Here is an 18,425-nt window from a genome sequence, read left to right on the forward strand (position 1 = left end):
ATATATATATACGTTCAAATCATTAGAAGATATAGATAATGGAGTCTCTTGATACTCTAAAGAATACTTATCTAGGAATGTTACAACTAGTACTTTATCTTTCCTTGAAGGTAAACTTTATAGTAGCCATGTAAATAGTGTTCTTGGCTTTAAGAACTCGTTTGCATATAAAGTTATAGCAGGAAATTATAGCAAGTTGGAAGAATTAAAATCTAGTACTCCAACTCACCCTGCTGTACAAGTAAAGGTATGGAATACCTTTACACCCCCGATTAACAATAATTTATTTAAGGAAAGTACCTTAAATGCTCCTAAATCAAGCAATAATAAGGTTGCCTCAGTAAGACCTGTAGCTAGGAAGAATAGAGATCAACCTAGATTAAGGTTTCCTGAATTTTCTGGAAAATGGAGCACCTCTACATTATCTAAGTTTTTAGAGCTTCCTATACAAGAAAAAGTTGATGTTACTTCTATAGATCAATTGCTTACTCTAAGATTGCATTTAAAAGGATTGGCTCTGTGTAAAGATGTTAATCTAAAACTAGGAGCAACCGAGTATTATAAAAGAACAGCAGGTCAATTAATCTATGGTAAGCAAAACTTTTTAAATAAAGCTATAGCAATTATACCTAAAGAGTTTGATGGAAAATGTAGTTCAAAAGATGTTCCTTCTTTCAATATAAAATATGGTGATTCAAACTTTATATATTACAGCATAACAAGGGATTCGTATATTAAATCCAAAGATATGTATGCTAAAGGAACAGGATCAAAAAGGGTATCTGAAAAATCTATTTTAACTTTTGAAATTATATTCCCCTCACTAGAAGAACAACAAAAAATAGGGAACTTCTTTAAAGATATTGACGATAAAAGTCGCAATCTAGAAAAATCTTTAAATGGATTTATCTCACTAAAAAAATCACTACTACAACAACTGTACACAGATAAAATTTATCCAAGATTAAGATTTCCTGAGTACACTAAAGCTCTTGAAAAAGTTGAACTAAAAAGTTTTGTTAAGAAAAATTCGAAGAAGAATAAAGATCTTTCTGTAACCTATGTTGAAAGTGTTTCTAACAAATTTGGATTTATTTCTCAAGAGGATCTATTTAATAATCGAAGTATAGCAAGTAAAGAATTAAGTAATTACACTATTATTGAAGAACATGGGTTTGCATATAATCCATCAAGAATAAATGTAGGATCAATTGCTTACAAACATAAAGGTGAACCAACATCAATTGTATCTCCACTATATGTTTGCTTTAGTTTGAATGAAAAGAAAGTTAATAACGAATACTTTATTAACTGGATTAGAACAAGTTATTTCGATAGCCAGCGTCGTGTTTTAAATGCTGGTAGTGTTAGAGACTCTTTAGTTTTTGTTAGTTTTGTAGAATTACAAATTAGACTTCCAAATTTAGAAGAGCAAAATAAGATAGCTAAACTTCTTATAGAGGTAAACAAACTTATCTCTACTTATGAAAAAACTATCGAAAGTCACAAAAACCTAAAACAAGCTCTTCTTCAACGTATGTTCATTTAGTTACATACAAAAAGTCCTCGACACTTAGTGTTGAGGACTTACTTATGTTCTTAATTTCCTAAAGAGGCGCGTTTTTCATATCAATTATGGTTCTTCTTTCGGTTATAATATTTACTATTGTTACATATAAAAAAGAGCTCAAAAGAGCTATAGTCTCAAAAATTAAGAAAATATCATGACAAAACAGATTATACAGGGTACTTTACCTAGTTTTACTGGGTATAGTGGACCTTGGGTAATAGAAAAAGTGAAGGAAGTCTTCGTAAAATCTACCCAAGGACAGGTGCTGACTGTGCCTAAAGCCAACACTATTTTAGCCCCTATATATATATCCGTTCCAATCATTAGAAGATATAGATAATGGGGTCTCAGGATACTCTAAAGAATACTTATTTAGGAATATTGCAACTAATACTTTATCTTTCCTTGGAGGTAAACTTTATAGTACCCATGTAAATAGTGTTCTTGGCTTTAAGAACACGTTTGCAGATAAAGTTATAGCTAAGACTTTAAGTAAGTTTAAGCAGGTAGCTACAGCAGGAAATGTTTACCTGAAGTTAGATGAATTAAGATTATACACTTCAACAAATCCTGCTGAACAAGTAAAGGAACAAAATACCTTTACAGACTCCATAAAATGTTCTGAAAAGAAAAAATGTAACCAGCCTAAATTAAGATTTGGTAATTCTGAAATTAGCACTTCAAAGTTAGGAGAGTTGATTAGCTATTCTAATGGAAAGGGTTATGAAAAAGAACAACAAAGTTCAGGAAAGTATGAATTAATTAATCTAAACTCTGTTGATATAAATGGTGGTTTAAAACCTTCAGGGAAATTTGTCGACAATGCAGATGAAACCTTAAAGAAAAATGATTTGGTTATGGTATTAAGCGACTTAGCTCACGGGAATTTATTAGGAAAAGTGGCTTTAATACCAGAGGATAACAAATATGTTCTTAACCAAAGAGTTGGGCTTCTTCGAATTAAAGATAAACGTATTGATCCATACTATCTTTTTACTTATATTAATCGTAAGCAGGCTTATTTTAAGTTAATGGGTGGTGGGACTTCTCAGTTAAATCTAAATAAAGATCCTATTCTAAGGTTTAAAGTACGTTATCCAGAGATTATAGAACAACAAAAAGTAGGAAATTTATTTAAAGAGATTGATGATAAGATTTCATCACTCCAAATAAAACTTTCTAAATTTAAAATTTTGAAAATTGCATTGCAAGGGCTACTCTATACGGATAGAGGTAATCCAAAGTTAAGATTTCCTGATTTCAAAGAAGATTATCATACTCTAAGAGTTAGTGAGATAGGAGAAGTTAAAACAGGCAATACCCCTTCAACAAAAGTCAAAGAATATTGGGGTAGCAACACTGATGAGACTAAATACATTTGGGTTACGCCAACAGATATAAATTCCTCAACGATTGAGAGAACTGAAAGAATATTAACTTCTTTAGGTTGGGAAAAGGCAAGAAAAGTTCCTGCTAATTCACTATTAATTACATGTATTGCTTCAATTGGTAAAAACACCATAAACCTAACTCCAGCAGCTTTTAATCAACAAATCAATTCACTAACTCCTAAGCAAGGATTTGATGTCTATTATTTACTTCATCAATTTAATAGAAGCAAAATAAGATTAGCGAATGCAGGAAACTCTTCTATAACAGAAATAGTAAATAAAGCGCAGTTTGAAGAATTTACCTTAAGACTACCTAAAGAGTACGAAGAACAAAGGAAAATAGGTAAATTATTTAAGGAAGTTGATCAGTTGATTTTGACATACAAGAGTATGATTGAACATTATAAACTTCTAAAACAAGCTCTTCTCCAACGTATGTTTATCTAGCTTTTACCTAGAAATGCAAAAAGTCCTCGTACATTTTGTACAGAGGACTTTTATTATGCTTCTTAATTTGGAACACCAAGAATCTTAGCAATCTCTTCACGAGTTAAATTCGCCTGTGGAGCGTTATTGTCGTAAAGATCATCATAAGTTCTAAACTCAAAAGCATCACGATCTTCAATATGTAAAGTTAACTTAGTACCGTAAAGAATTTGATATAAGTGACCTAAGTAATCATATGGATTGCTGTCAAAATCACTTAAAGCAAATGCGGTTAACAGTAACTGTTGAATCTTAGCTGGGTAATAGCTACTTACTTTTAATTGCAGGATCTTGTAAAGTAAATCACGATCAATAATTGCTTTAGCGTAGATATCTTTTTGCCCAAGTTTAGTTGCAACTTTATAAGCATAGTCAAGTAAGCTTTCACCCGTAAACTGACCAATAATACGAAGATTATATTGGAAAGTATAGAGCAGTGATTTAATTGCTAACTCATCAAATAATTGCTCGCGTTGTTGTGCTTCAATATTTGTTGAAACTGTAGCGATAAAGCCTACGGTATCAGGAAGGTTGTTAATTCCTTCGGTTAACGCTAATAAAGCATATTTATTGTTGGTTTTCTCAGCAAAGAGATAATCCATATCATCAAAAAAGACAATAGTATTAGCAAAATACGGCTCACGCATTAACTTGAAAAGCAATTTAATTGCTTTAGTTAATGAACCATTTAAGCCAATTTTTAATTCGCTGTCATTATTAGAAGCTACTTGACGATCGTCATTAAAGAAAAACGAATCAAAAGAGATTAAAGCGGTTACATCTACTTTAACTAAGCGTTTTTCCGTTTGTGCAGCAATAAGCTTAACTAAAGCCGATTTACCACCCCCAGGTTCACCCATTAAAAGAACACGGTGAATTCCTGTTGGACGGGAAAGATACTTAGTAATAAGCTTAATATCTTTTAAATGCGGTTGAGGTACAATCACATTAGCATTAGGTTGTACATCGGAGAAAAAGTACTTAATAAGTTTGAGTTTGTCTTTTTCTTCTAAGTCTTCGTATAAGTAGTAGTTTTTCATAAGCTAAATTACCGTAGATGAACTGTCAGTTTATGCTTCTATCTTAGCACAAATATACCTTTACACCAAAGAGAAAAACGCTGTTTGTCTCTAAGACAAAAGTTGTTTGTCTCTAGGACAAAAAAAACCAGATAGGTTTGTAACCCATCTGGTCAATTCATAATATAGTCAGTAAAATACTATTTTAATTCTAAAACTGATACATTATAAGAGAATCTAATTAAAATGGCAAGAAGCCAAAAGCTTGTTAAGTAAAAAAAGGAGAGTCCTAATTAGGTAACTCTCCCTTTTTAGTTAGCTCCAAATCATATCTTACGATATATTTTTATTCAATGTTTTGAATTTGTTCACGCATTTGTTCAATGTAAGTTTTTAAGTTAACCGCACGGTTAATAATATTAATATCGGTTGATTTTGAACAAATGGTATTAGATTCACGGTTTAACTCTTGCATTAAGAAATCAAGTTTACGACCAACTTGTTCATCTGAGCTTAAGAGTTTAGTAATCTCACAATAGTGTGAGTTTAAGCGATCAATTTCTTCTTGAATATCTGCTTTTTGGGCAATTAAGAGAACTTCTTGTTCCATACGTACAGGATCAACTGTTACGTTTTCAGCAAGTTCTTTAATGCGAGCCACAAGTTTAGCATAAGCTTGATCTTTCATTGCTCGTGAGTACTGACAGATTTCAGCAGTAATTTGTTTCATGCTACATAAGCACATTTCCAGTACATCATGTAAACGTTTACCTTCGTCAGTACGAGCTGTTTCTAAACGACTAATTGCTTGCTCAAAAGACTGAACAATTTGGGCTTTAAATTCATCGGTAAAGTTACGCCCATCGTTTCCAGTAAGAGCAGGATTAGAAAGTACTTGTTCTAGGTTTACTTGAATGCGAGCTTGATCGCCAAGACCTTGAGAAAAAATTGCCGTAGCTTCTTTAAAGTAGCCTACAAGTTCTTCTAAACGCTCTGGCGATACTTCAAACGAGCTTTTGAGGCTACGATTTTTAAAGTAGAGAGACACATCCATTTTCCCACGACGAATGCGTTCTTTAGCCACAGTGCGTAGATCTAATTCAATACAACGTAAGCTTTCAGGAAGCTTAATCGACATATCAAAAAAACGGTGATTTAAAGTTCTAATTTCCCAAACTACCTGGTAATTACCAATCATCAGCTCATGAGAAACAAAACCAGTCATGCTACGTAACATAGAAAATCCTTACTAAAAGAGAGGTTATATGTAAATTGTAGCTAAGAATGGAATAAGAGGTAATACTTAATATTTTCTTAGCCTCTGTTATTATATCCTTTTTTAATTGTAAAATGTAGAGAAAATAAAAAAAGCGAGTTTAGCAAAACTCGCTTTACATAGATATATACCAAATTATTGCGTTTGCAAGTTATGCAAATGCATCCGAGTAGTGAATGAGAGGCTTCTCTTTTCACTTATGTAAGGTTAATCGAGGCAGTTGCCGCGCGTATACTAAGAAGTACCGAGAAGCAACCCCTTAAGGTCGCTAGCAACTAGATTAACCTACTCAAAAAAGTCATTGTTGGGCAATGACTTTACAGCATAGGACAATTAAGTCTCTAGGGATTATCAAGGTTGAATCAAAAGGAGATTACAATTTTTTGTTCTAGAGCTTAATTTTAGGTTAGATAAGCTCTGAGACTAGATTTTGTGGCAAAACAAAATCTGTTACTTAGGTAAAGTTTTTAGAAAAACTTCCCGAAAGTAACGCGTCCAGATTGCTTATGCCTTAATTATAACTAAAAAAAATTAAGAGATTAAGAGATTTAGAGAAAAAATTTTTATTTGCCCATTTTAGGTGGTAACTAAAGTTAAAAGCTTTAAATTATTTAAGATCTAATAAGCATTATATTCTCGAGTGATTTTGTCCCTAAGGGGTGTAACTAAAATTTTTCCTGGGGTTTTTTGCTAACAAGAATAACCTAGTAAAAACTAGGGCTAAAGGGGGCGGAATTGTAATTTTTGTTAAAATAGACGGCTAGAGACGTGTATTTTAGGAAAAAGAAGACTATAGATTTATATACAATAAAAAAAAGCTGAAGTTGCGTCCTTCAGCTTTTCATTTTGTAATTCCAAAAACAATATTTCTAATTTAAATGATTAAATCAGATGAGTTATAGTAGAAAATAATATAGAAGAAATAACTCGATAAATCTTTTATAGATTTACCACCTAACTTTTATAAGTAAAAGTCAAAACTTTGTAATTCGGTTGGATTCGACCACTTGAACAATTATTAGGGCCTATTACCAACAATAGATAATTCGTTTTCTTATATTAATTTTCTTGCTTCCCTTAAATTACCCACAATAGAAAAAGAGATTGGTATGATCATCAATCAAGTTCAAGCTACTTCTTACAGAGGATGTGACGATAGTAAGAAATAACCAGCTACGATGTAAATGCGTAGACATTTTAATTTAAGAGAAACATCTGAGAAAAAATTGAATTTTTGCCCAGACCTATTTCTTTACTTCTTAGACAAATAAATTTTGAAAAAGTTTCAAAAAAAATTAAAGATTTTTTAAAAAATTTATTCTAAATAGGTACTAGCGAAAAAGATAAAAGATTAGATGCCGTAAGTCTAGGCTTGAGAGAGGTAGCAAGACTAAAAAACACTCTGAACTTTTTTTTATTTTTTTCTCTCGAAGACAAATAAATTTGTCTTGCTAGCCTATGATTTTAAAAATTTTACCTTTAAAATTTAATTTGCCTCCTTACGTAATTTAAAATTATTTTAGAAAAATAAGCCAAACTGTAGAGGCAATTGCGAGAGGAAAAAGTATCCATTAGCCAAGTGGTAAAACTTACAATGGATACTCATCTCCAACATGCGCTAAGCGCTAAGTTTTTATTTAAAATTGTTTGTCTGTATTATTACTTATTTAGACAAAGAATAATCGAAAAAGTTTTATTTAAATTACAAATATTTGTAACTATCACTCTATAAATAATCTATCTATAAAATGAAGATAAGCCGTTGAGTTTTAGAATTATTTTTAATATATAGGTATCCCTAAAAAGCCATTGAAAGAGTATTCTAAGGGTATTTTAAGTAGGGCTTAAATAATAAAGAGAAATTATTAATCTGGTAAGTTAGCTTGGCACTAGAAAATGATTTCTAGAGTTAAGCTAAAAAAGGAGAGGCGAGAGGATAATTTATTTGGACAATTAACCTATTTCTTTTCCTTTCTCTTTTTTCCCCTCTCTCTTCTCTGTTGTTCTTTTCTCTTCTATCTTCTTAGTTTAGTTAGATAAGTTTATTTGTGTTTTCTTTGTTTAGCACGATCGATTTTCTTATATTCCTTTTTTTGGTAAGCACTGCTGACTTTTTCATTTTTCTTTTTTGCTTAAGCTAAGATAATTTTTTCATTTTTTTCTTCTACCTCAGCAACTTTTTGCTCTCTCCGCAAAGTCATTTTAGCACCCCCCGAACCATAATTTTTTTAGGGTTAATCAAATTTTTTTGCTTGGACTTAAAAGATAAAATTTTCTCAAAATAACTTCCTCTAAATGAGAAGCAAAAGCAATATATGCCGTAGATTTAAGGACAAATGCTCTTTATATACCCTGTTTCAAAAGTAAAGTTTTTCTTTTTTATTTGCGTTCGAAAGTGGCTTAATAAGAATTTTTATTGTTTAAAGTTTGCTTTTTTTAAATTTATACTTATATTATTAGAAAAAGAGTGAAGAAAAAGATTTTTCTGTATCCGTAAATCTTTTTCTTTCCCCAATCATTCTTAGCCAGAATATATCAGATTTGCTTTTCCTCCTCATCGTAGCGTCGAGATATATTTTTGCTCCTCAGAAGAACATCTAGTTTTTCTTGATTCTAAATTAATGGCTGTGGATACATTCGCAAAAATAGAACCAGCTAGGATATACCGATCGAAGGGATTTCGACCTGATTTAGAATCGTATATAAACAAGTAATTAAGACAAAAAATTTTGTAAAGCAAAAACAGGTTTGAAGCCAACTGGTAAATTTACCAATTCGGATCTGTTTTTGCTTTTTTTTGCCTAAAAAAAGTAATGAGTTTTTTACCTAATTTTGTATAATATAGAACTGAGAAAAAATTAATTCACATAACCGTAAAACAAATATGAAAAAAATAAGCTTAACCGCTATTGTAGGGGCTGTAATAGGCCTGCTTTTGTTTAATCTCGTTGGGGCGATTATCGGGGCTTTTATTGGTTTAATGATCGATAAAAGAGCACAACGTAACACTGCCCAAAACGCAGAAATTTTTCACCGCCAAGTAACTAACTTAGCTGAAATTATTGGTTCTCTACTGCGTCGCAGTGGAAATGCCACTACTAGCAATATTAATGACGCTAAAACTTTATTTATTGAAGAAATTAGCAAGACCTACCCTTTTCTCGATGCTCATGAAATAGCATCTAGTATTGATCGGGCAGCTACAGATCGTAACTTTGATGATAATGTATCAATTAATAGTTTACGTAATACTTTTGCCTTAACTTCAGAAAGCCGTTCGGCAATTTATTTTATTACCATAGTTATTTACGTTTACTGTAATGCTGTACGCTCACATGGTGATCAACATCTGTATGATTACATTTTTGCTTTAGGTACAGCCCTAGGTATTCCGCACCCAATTATTATGGTGCTTCTAGCGCGTTCAACTGACTTTGGGCAAAATGGTAATCGTAGCGGCAGCTGGTCAGACAGCTACTACACTGGGGGTGGCAGTTACAATAATGATAATAGTTATCAACGTAACCACTATAACCCTAATGCCGATACACAAAAAGAACTGCAAGAAGCTTACAAAATTCTTGGTGTTGATGAAAACGTAACTAAAGAAGAGTTACGTAAAGTAAAACGTCGTCTGCTAGCTAAATGGCACCCAGACAAGGCTCCAGATGGTAAAAAAGACGAGTATACGGAAATGTCGCAAAAAATTAATGCGGCTATAGATTTAATCACCGTAGTAAAAGGCTTTTAACTTAAAAAACTCCTCTAAGGATTTCCTTAGGGGAGTTTTTTTAAAAAGCAAAGATTTTAATTCATTGGCATAAATATTTAGTATAATTAAATTACTCGGATCTTCTTGTTTTTAAGAAAAAAACAAGGTTGCTAAACTTCTCAACTTAGACAAAAAATATCTGCGATCAACTAGTTTTGTTTGATCCTTAAAATTTGTCCAAAAAGTGTTTTGGACAACCACAAGACTTCCCTATATGATTATGAGAAAAAAGACCCAACGTTTTGCGGTTTTAGATAATGCTCCTAAAGGGCTCATTGATGAGTATTTTACTGAATTTATCCACAAGCTCAATGTCTTTTACCTCGCTCAGGATATTTTACATAAAAATAGTTTACTGTTAGCAACCATGAAAACTTGTTGCTTAAGTGTTATCCCCGATAGCCAAGACAATCAAGCTCTTACTGCCATAGATGTCCAGGTAAAAGGGGTGTTTGCGAGTGAAGCACAAGAGATCAATGACTTACGCGATGAGTTCATGAACTATGCTTTTGAGAACTTTAGACTGTTACTAGCATATGAGCTCATGGGGTTTACATGCAATGCAACCTTACGTCGTCGCACGGTGGTAAATCTGATTCAAACCTACATGATCAATGCCCGCGTGCAACGTAGTCCTTACCTCTTACAAGAGGCCTTAAGTGCCCAAGAGTTTGCTTGGCTGGTCGAGCAAATGCGTAATAAAGTCCTTACTCTTGATCTAGGCAAGTGGCAAAATCAGCTCCGCATTGACTATGCTTTTGCCTATACGCATGCAGTAATTGCCTATGCTTACCAAGAGAGTAAAAAACTTCGCTTTGCCGAGCTCGAAGAGTTAATTGACCAGGTTTACCAATATTTAATGCGCTATAGCTTTTTAAACCGCTGGTTAGGCTTGCAAATTTACCTCACGGGTTATGTAAATCACTATTACCCAGATATTTACTTAGATGCTCCGCTTTGGTATTTAGATATAAAAGAGGCAGAGTTACGTGATCAAAGTTTAGAAGCTCTGGTTAACTTTGTTCGCGAACAAGTAAATAAAGATGCCAGCTTACAAGAGCTCTTACAGCAATATGCTAATGCTTGGCTCGATCGGGACTATGAGCAAATGGATTTTGTTTACTTTATGGCTTGTTTAGGTAAACTTGACCTCAGCCATCTAGCCCAATATCCTTTTCCAAATTTGCTCCCTGGATTAGCTGACTATAGCAAGATTTTAATAGATGTTTATCATGCTAACTGCTGTAATTTTCTTGGTAGTTTAAATAGCTGGGCATTAAACAACTCGGGCTATCAGTATCTCGAGCATATCGAGCAAGGACTGACCAAGCTCGAAGCCCATTACCAAAAGCATCTCAAACTCGAGAGCAAAGATTATCTTGAGCAAAAAATTTCTCAAGCCCACAAAGCTTATGCGCGGAGCACTTTAAAAACCTACGCTAAAGTGGCTCGCAATCTAGCTTTAACTCCCGACCCTTGTCCTAAAAGTAGGCTCAAGCGGTGGTGGAAAAAACTTTTACACAAAATTAGAACTTCTGTTTAGTAGACACAACCTTCACTTGCAATATGAGCATTACAGATGAATTTGTCTTACGCCGTTGCCAAACTCTAAATGCTTACTATCACTATGGTCTCGATTGTGAGCAAATTATAGAAGCAAGCCATTTGACAAATGATTTTTACAATTTAAAATTTTTTAGTCTTTCTTACGAAACCACCTTTTCTCATCCAGCCCAAGCAGTATACTGCTTTAATGAGGAAATGCCTTCGGCTTTTTATACTGGCGATATAAGTAATCTTAATGTGATGACCCACAGTGCTTTAATTTCGAGTTATCATTTTTTGATTTTATATCTTGCTGAAATGCTAGGGCGCAATAAAAAGTATCCACAAAAGCGTCGACGCATTATTGCCAAGCTCTTAGCTAACTATCATTTGCATAGCCAAATGGTAAATAATCCTTATAATCTTTTTGCTCGCCTGACAAAAAAAGATTACGAGCAAATAGAAGCATCCATGCAGAGCAAAGAGGCGACGCGAGCAAGCATCTTGCTCGACAAGTACAATAATCCAGATATTCCTGCTTTTGCTCAAACGCACGCTTTACTCGTATATGTTTTTGAGCAACTCGAACATAATTTAGACGAAGACCAAGCTTATCTGGATCTAGTCTATGAGTACCTCTTTGCCTATGACTTTATGGGAGTTAGTTTTGCGGTAATGCTAAGCCTACTCCAATTTACCGAAAAGCAAGCCCAAATTAGCTTTCCTGGGGTAATTTTTGAGTTCTCGCACGAACCTGAATTCAAAGATTTTGTTCTCAGTTTTGTTGACTCTTACCTCTATACTATGTCGCATTGTATGGGACGTGAGCAAAGGGACAACCAAGAGCTTGCCTTACAAATTACCCGTCAATGGCTACAAACTCCGGATCTAAGCTATATGGACTTTATGCGCCAGCAAGATTTTAGTGCTTTTGCTCATAAGTTCAAGCTTGATCTAAGCCAGCCTTTAGGAGAAAACCTCTTTGAAGTACCTAGCTACGAGCAAGAAATTATCCCTCGCATGCTAGATCTTGACACTTACAAGGAGCAACTTGCTTACTTTAACAGCTTGGATCCTTATCAAGAAGTAGAACAAGGCGAAGAAGAGAATCAAGCAAGTTTTTCCGTGCGTATTCCTTGCACTCTTTTACCTTGCTTTAGCGAACAAGCCAAGCTAGATTTAAACACGCGCATGTTACAAGTGCTTGATACTTTAGAGCAAACAGTTTACAGTGAGCTTTATTACCCGTATCATGATCTTTACGTAAAAAGATTAACTAACTATAATCTCGATTTGTGCGATGTTAATATGATCACTCCTGTTGAGTTTATGTACGCACGTTTTTATAGTACGGACTCTGTTTTACTGCAAAATGAATGGTTAGCTCGTCGTCAAGCCATGCTAAAATACCAAGCTAGCCAGTGTGAAGATGACAAGGTTGCCCTTGGCTATCTCCTAGACCCAGCTCAAATTAGCAAGCATCTGCATAATGCAGAGCTTTGTCGTGAGCAACAAGCCTATTGGCAACAAATGCATTATATTTATCGCCACCCGACCAGTCGCACCGCGAGTGTTCCACTCAAAGGGCAAGATAATGTAAGTCACAGCTTACCCCCGGGGGTGTTAAAGTATATGCAAGAAAAACTATAATTTGATTTGGTTTGTTATTTCACTGCCTCAAGATAAAATTACAAAGGTTGCTTTAAGCCTGCCTCTCAGGTTTAGACAAGCTTTTGTGAGATTCTCTGTCCATAAGGTACAGAGATTGACCCTAGTCCTTTGACCGAGGGCTAGACATGTATTTGCTTATAAACCTGAACTTCAGGCTTAGATGCTTAGTTGCAAAAATCAGCTACTTAAGTTAAGATAATTAATAATAATTCCTCCTCGAAACCTACTCTTGCTTTAGCCTTAGGGCGAGCTTGAGTAAGGCGATAGGGCAACTCCCAGTCACAAGCTGGGAGTTTTTTTACGCATAAAAAAACCCTTTGCCATGCAAAGGGTATAAGAAGATTTTATAAAAACCTTCAGGAGATAACGCGTGTGGAAGCGCCTACATTATTAAGTTTGAATAACCGCTATTTTTTAAAAACATCGTCATTCACTGTACCATCTCGTACTAAACGTTCAAGATTTTCTAAATGAGTCGCTGCTTTTTTCTCCGTTGTTTTTAATTTTTCAGAGTATAAACTTTTTAAGTGTTCCATATAACCTCCTGAACTAAAAAGTTACAGCATTAACGTTTAGAACTTGAAAACCTACCAAATTTTACTGGCGCTAGTTTCACTCTCAAGTAAAAAAAGCATAAAATTTAATAAGTTAACGAATCTGTACTTTTATCATATCACAAATAATTTCTCTCTAGAATACAAAAAAATAATAATTTTATAAAAGTTACTTAAACTCTTGAAAATTAAGTATATTTTTTATTGAGGAGAATTTTACGGATAAGAAAAAATGTTTGTTTTTCCGAGAGAAAGCTATCAGTTATTATATTTTAGTAACTATTAGTTAAAAGTAGTAACGTTAAAGCGTGTTTTTTTTGTTTGTGTAATAAAAATTAAGTTTGTGTGTATATAAATATATTGCTAAAAAATTATATTTCTACCTTTTTATTTTTAATGCGGAAAATGAAAATACTTAAAAATACAACTCATACTAAACAACTCAATAACAAATCTAACCTAACTTAAAATAGCCCAATAATTAAACAGAGAGCTATTTATAGCTTAGTTGTTTATTTAAGGTAAGCAATTATACTAATTTAAGTTCAATGCTTGTTTTAGGGTCTATATGAGCATAATTAGCTAGCGATGTTAATTAAGTTAACTAAGCTAACTAAGCCAACTGAACAGGTTAAGTTTAATAAAGAACTAAGCAAACTGAATAAGTTAAGTTAGATAAATCAATTAAGTTAATTTAGCTAACTAGGCTAACTAAGCTAACTAAGCAAGTAAATAAGATGCCTTACAAGCACCTCTTCCCCAAACATAAAAAAACGCTCCCCTAAACTAAGTTAGAGGAGCCTATCGGAGTAAAAAAACCATTCACTTTCATGCGGTAGTTGGTGCTACCGGGTAATAGAGAAGTTGGCGCTTCTCTTGAGGTAGGTAAAAAATAAACGCAGTTTATTTGTTTGAAAGTTAAAAGAAAGTAAAAGTAAAATGGTTGTATAACTTGCTTTATAGGGATACTTGCACAAGTAGCCCTACAAAATAAGCTATCTTACTTCTTACAATAATAACTGGCTATTATCTTACTTTTAACGATAGCTTGCTATTATCTTACTTCCAATTATCGCTTGCTATTAAAGTAAAAGCACCCTTGCCCCATGGCGAGGGAGAAAACCTTTTGGGTAAAACCAAAAGGTTTTAAACGAAAAAAATATTTAAATTTTAAAGGGTTTTTGCTGTGTTTGTTCTTTTTTTAAAGACAAAAAAAGTTAGAGGAGTTTTTCCTCTAACTACAAACTTAAAACTTTCTTTAAAATTCAAACAAATAGTATCTAAACACAATGAAATGCTTCTTAATCCACCACAGACTAAGTTGCATTAATTCCTTGGGAACCACCCCACTGAATAGTAAAAAAACCAACTCAATATGAGAGATAACTCTCATACTGTCATTGTGTATAAACATAAATCACATTACTAAAACCAAAAATGTAATGTTTGGGATAAAGCAATAACCACAAAGCTTTATTGTGTATAGTTTACCACTAATTTACTTTATTTGCTAGGGGTTGAGCTATTTTTTTACGAAAAAATAATAGTTATCTGCACTAATTATGAAGAGGATGCCGAATCTCTAGGGCTTGCAGAGGCTAGGTACCTAAAAAAGTAAAGCGAGAAGGTCTAATTAACCTTCTCGCTTTTTTTAAATAAAGAGATTGATTGGGCTCAATGCGAGATTTATTTCTCTCTAAAACCTGCTTATTTGCCTAAGGAAAAGAGATGCTTTTAACTTTATTGGAGCTAAGTTTTTTCTTTTCCTGCACCTTTTTATCTTTTACAGCACCTTTTTAATTTGCTCAGCAATACGACGAATTACCGGAACTACTACACTATTACCTGCTTGCTTATACAAATTAGCATTACTAAGTGGGGGTAAAACAAAATCATCAGGAAAGCCCTGAAAATTAAAACACTCTCTTGGCGTGAGCTTACGAATGGTATCCTTGCGTCCTTGCACATTAAGTAAAGGAACATTATGTCCGCCTGTACCCATATTAGCAGTTAAAGTCGGGCAAAGATTACTTTTATTAGCTCGCACATATTGGCGACGCCATTGATAGAGAGTTTTTGCGTCTTTGATTTCTTCGGTTAACTTAGCAAAGAACGGAGTTTTACTTGTGTAATAGTATTTGCTCTCGATACTCGCCTCATCTTGCAACAAGTCTGTTATTTGCGTGGTTAGTTCGAGCTTTTCAGGGAAAGTAAATTTTTCCATTAAGGCAGGATCTTTAAAACAAACTATGTAAATCCTTTCGCGATTTTGTGGAATATTACCATACTCACAAGCATTTAGCACTTGATACTTGAGGTGGTAACCATGCTCTTGTAGAGTTTGTTTGATAATGGCAAAGGTACGCCCTTGATCATGACCTACAAGGTTTTTAACATTTTCTAAAAAGATAATTTGCGGTTGCTTAGCAAGAAAAATTCTTTCTAACTCAAAGAACAGATCGCCTCTTCCTTTATCGGCAAAGCCTTTTCTGTGTCCTGCTACTGAAAATGCCTGGCAGGGAAAACCTGCGAGCATTACATCAAAGTCAGGTAATTCAGAAGCTGAGATCTCGCAAATACTACGATGATCTAAAATATCTGGATGATTGGCTCTAAAAGTTTGTACAGCGTACTTATCGATTTCATTGGCGTAAACTATCTCAAAGCCAGCCTGAGCAAAAGCGAGGTCGATACCCCCTACGCCAGCAAAGAAAGAAGCACATTTTAAGGTCATGTTTGTATCCTCAATGATTACATTCATAGAGCACTATTATATCAAGGCAGGGAGATATTTTCTTAGCAAAGTTTGCGTGGTACAAGGCAAAGTAAATCTGTGTAAAGCAAACCCAAGATAAAGGTAAAGAACCACTAGTCAGCAAGCCAAAACACCACTAGCCAAGCAAGCCCAAACCAGCAAGCCAAGCTCTCTATACCAAGCAAGCCCAAGCAAAAAAATAGGTTCTCCAGATAAAAATCTCGGAGAACCTAGATAAGGATTGTCTTGTTTTATTTTTTCCTGACGCTAAAGAATTTTTCTAACGCTAAAGAATTAAGGCTCTTTATTTAGCCTTAAGATCAACTATGTACATATCACGGAAGTAGTTTAAAGCTAAACCTGTGTAGTAACCTTGGAGCTCTGGTTTTTTCAGCATCAGAGTTTCCACATACCAAAGTGGAGCATATGGACTGTCTTTAAGAAGAATTTCATTAGCCTGAGCATAGAGTTTTGCTCGCTCTTGATCATCAAGAGTTTGGTTAGCTGTTAGTACCAGACGGTCATATTCAGGATTTTTCCATTTCACGCTATTGTAGGCACTATTTGAGAGGAAGATATTGTACAGGGTTGAAGCCTGACTATAATCCATGCCCCAAGTTTTTATTACCATGTCATAGTTGGTATTTCTAAATGTCCCAAAATAGGCAGCAGCTTCGAGCGGGTTTTGTTTGAGTTGTACAGCTCCATTAGTGCCACGGCTGAGAATATTCGCTAGGGCGACATAGAGGCGCTCATTTTCTCGTGTAGCATTTTGCGTTAAGGTAATTACCAGAGGTTTTTGTCGGGTGTAACCTGCTTGTGCTAAAAGTTCGGTTGCTCGGGCATTACGTTGAGCTTGGCTCTCACTTATCCAAGGTTGTTGTTTAACATCCTGTAAGTCAGATAGGTAAGGTGGAGCAAAAGCTGTGGTAGGAATATTTGCCCGCAAAATTTGGCGGGTTAATAAATTTCTATCCACCACTAAGGAAAATGCCTCAAGAATACGGTGATCAGCAAAGCGATGTGGGTTAATTTCCATATAGGCTGTACGGCCAGTTAAGACTTTAATAACCTCATTTGGACGCTCTTTTTGTACCAGTTCTTGGTATTGAGCTGGTATTTCACTTACAAGGTATTCTCCTTCTAGATAACGATAGTATTGCGTTAATGGATCTTTAATATACTCATAGGTAACACGAGTAAGATGAACATTTTTTGCATCCCAATAGCCATCCCATTTTTGGTAAACCATTTGTTCGTTAAAACGGTATGAGGCAATTTTGTAAGGACCGTTACCGATAATATTTTGCGCTTGTGTCCATTGCTCACCATATTTATCAATAATGTCTTTACGTAAAGGAGCGGTTACAGCAGCAGAGACTATTTGCTCAAACCAAGGTACTGGATGAAGTAAACTTACTTGCAAGGTATAGTCATCTAGAGCTTTTACTCCCAGTTGAATTGGTGGGAGTTTGCCTTCATAAACTTCACGAGCATTTACTACCCCTGTATTAGCAAGGTAGTCAGCCATAGAAGCAGCCGTTTTAGGGTCAGTAAGACGTTGCCAAGAGTAAACAAAATCTTGGGCAGTTACAGGTTTACCGTCTTGCCATTTAGCTTGAGGACGTAAATGGAATGTCCAGGTTAAACCATCTTCGCTAACTTCCCAACTTTGAGCAGCTACAGGAACATATTTACCTGTGTTATCTAAGCGCGTTAGTGTATCAAAAACTGGACGCACAGATTTAAACTCTTGCACAAAGTTAATAAAAGTAGGATCTATAGTGTTTGGGGATTGCGGCAGAGTTAAAGTAAGCTCTTGTTTAGCTGCCAGTTTTACTCCTGCAGGCACTTGCGCCTGGGCAGAGAGAGGAAGTAATAGACTTCCCATTAAACTAGTTAAAGTTAAAAGTTGTCGTGCATGCATAATAATTCTCAAATGGTAGAAATTAGCTAAATGAGCTTGAGAACCACTCAAGCAAACAAATAATATTTTTACCTTTGTCAGGGGGAGAGGACGTCTCCCCTAGACAAAGGTAAAAAACTACAAGAGACGTAATAATAAGGCTCGAAGTTTACTCTTGTTTAGTGATTTGAGGAACAAGAAGTAAAATCTTGCAAGCCCTTATTATATACGGTCAATTTCGTGTTTTTTAACCAATAAAACACAAATAAATGTTTTTAAGCGAAAAGGATATTGTCTTTTTTCTGATAAACTCAAGAGTTTTTGCTCTGAAGAGATTTTGCTATTTGCTGAGTTTTTGTGTGTCTTTTTTTTCAGGTTTTTCCCTTTTTGAGGTTTTTGCTTTTGGCAGTTTTCTCTTCTGAGCTTTCTCTTGAGATTTTTTTCAGGTTTTGTGTTTTCTTTTCAGGTTTTTGTTTTCCC

Annotated in this window: 10 protein-coding genes; 5 read left to right on the forward strand and 5 right to left on the reverse strand. The window is 34.5% G+C overall.

Annotation, left to right across the window (positions count from 1 at the left end; all coding sequences use genetic code 11):
- The first annotated feature begins 196 nt into the window (after nt 1–196).
- Nucleotides 197–1,549, forward strand: a complete 1,353-nt coding sequence (locus CJP74_RS02560) for a restriction endonuclease subunit S (RefSeq protein WP_119496716.1) — start codon at nt 197–199, stop codon at nt 1,547–1,549.
- A 692-nt stretch (nt 1,550–2,241) separates the two neighbouring features.
- The gene (locus CJP74_RS08085; RefSeq protein WP_282432511.1) at nt 2,242–3,408 is read left to right on the forward strand and encodes a restriction endonuclease subunit S; all 1,167 of its coding nucleotides are present in this window, start codon (nt 2,242–2,244) and stop codon (nt 3,406–3,408) included.
- 62 nt (nt 3,409–3,470) lie between these two features.
- On the opposite strand, the gene CJP74_RS02575 is transcribed toward CJP74_RS08085, so the two are convergent.
- Together CJP74_RS02575 and CJP74_RS02580 are read right to left on the reverse strand one after the other, a co-directional pair.
- Nucleotides 3,471–4,487, reverse strand: coding sequence for an AAA family ATPase (locus tag CJP74_RS02575; RefSeq protein ID WP_119496718.1), 1,017 nt, complete (start codon nt 4,485–4,487; stop codon nt 3,471–3,473).
- Nucleotides 4,488–4,812: 325 nt separating this feature from the next.
- The gene (locus CJP74_RS02580) at nt 4,813–5,703 is read right to left on the reverse strand and encodes a YicC/YloC family endoribonuclease (RefSeq protein ID WP_119496719.1); all 891 of its coding nucleotides are present in this window, start codon (nt 5,701–5,703) and stop codon (nt 4,813–4,815) included.
- 2,923 nt (nt 5,704–8,626) lie between these two features.
- Between CJP74_RS02580 and CJP74_RS02585 the strand changes: the two genes are divergently transcribed.
- The 3 genes from CJP74_RS02585 to CJP74_RS02595 all read left to right on the forward strand — a co-directional run bounded on the left by CJP74_RS02585 (nt 8,627) and on the right by CJP74_RS02595 (nt 12,709).
- A complete protein-coding gene (locus CJP74_RS02585; RefSeq protein WP_119496720.1) occupies nt 8,627–9,493 on the forward strand; it encodes a DnaJ domain-containing protein in 867 nt (288 codons plus the stop codon).
- A 235-nt stretch (nt 9,494–9,728) separates the two neighbouring features.
- Nucleotides 9,729–11,057 (forward strand): hypothetical protein, encoded by a 1,329-nt coding sequence (locus CJP74_RS02590; RefSeq protein ID WP_119496721.1) that lies wholly within the window; start codon nt 9,729–9,731, stop codon nt 11,055–11,057.
- Nucleotides 11,058–11,080: 23 nt separating this feature from the next.
- Nucleotides 11,081–12,709 (forward strand): hypothetical protein, encoded by a 1,629-nt coding sequence (locus CJP74_RS02595; protein ID WP_119496722.1) that lies wholly within the window; start codon nt 11,081–11,083, stop codon nt 12,707–12,709.
- Nucleotides 12,710–13,137: 428 nt separating this feature from the next.
- Here CJP74_RS02595 and CJP74_RS08290 read toward each other — a convergent pair whose 3' ends face one another.
- The 3 genes from CJP74_RS08290 to CJP74_RS02605 all read right to left on the reverse strand — a co-directional run bounded on the left by CJP74_RS08290 (nt 13,138) and on the right by CJP74_RS02605 (nt 17,966).
- Nucleotides 13,138–13,266 carry a hypothetical protein gene (locus CJP74_RS08290; protein ID WP_282432510.1) on the reverse strand — a complete coding sequence of 43 codons (129 nt, stop codon included), beginning with the start codon at nt 13,264–13,266 and terminating at the stop codon, nt 13,138–13,140.
- A gap of 1,801 nt (nt 13,267–15,067) precedes the next feature.
- A complete protein-coding gene (locus CJP74_RS02600) occupies nt 15,068–16,018 on the reverse strand; it encodes a DNA cytosine methyltransferase (protein WP_119496723.1) in 951 nt (316 codons plus the stop codon).
- 325 nt (nt 16,019–16,343) lie between these two features.
- Nucleotides 16,344–17,966 carry a peptide ABC transporter substrate-binding protein gene (locus tag CJP74_RS02605; RefSeq protein ID WP_119496724.1) on the reverse strand — a complete coding sequence of 541 codons (1,623 nt, stop codon included), beginning with the start codon at nt 17,964–17,966 and terminating at the stop codon, nt 16,344–16,346.
- Nucleotides 17,967–18,425: the final 459 nt, after the last annotated feature.

This window comes from Psittacicella melopsittaci (genome assembly GCF_003585925.1).
Lineage (GTDB): Bacteria > Pseudomonadota > Gammaproteobacteria > Enterobacterales > Psittacicellaceae > Psittacicella > Psittacicella melopsittaci.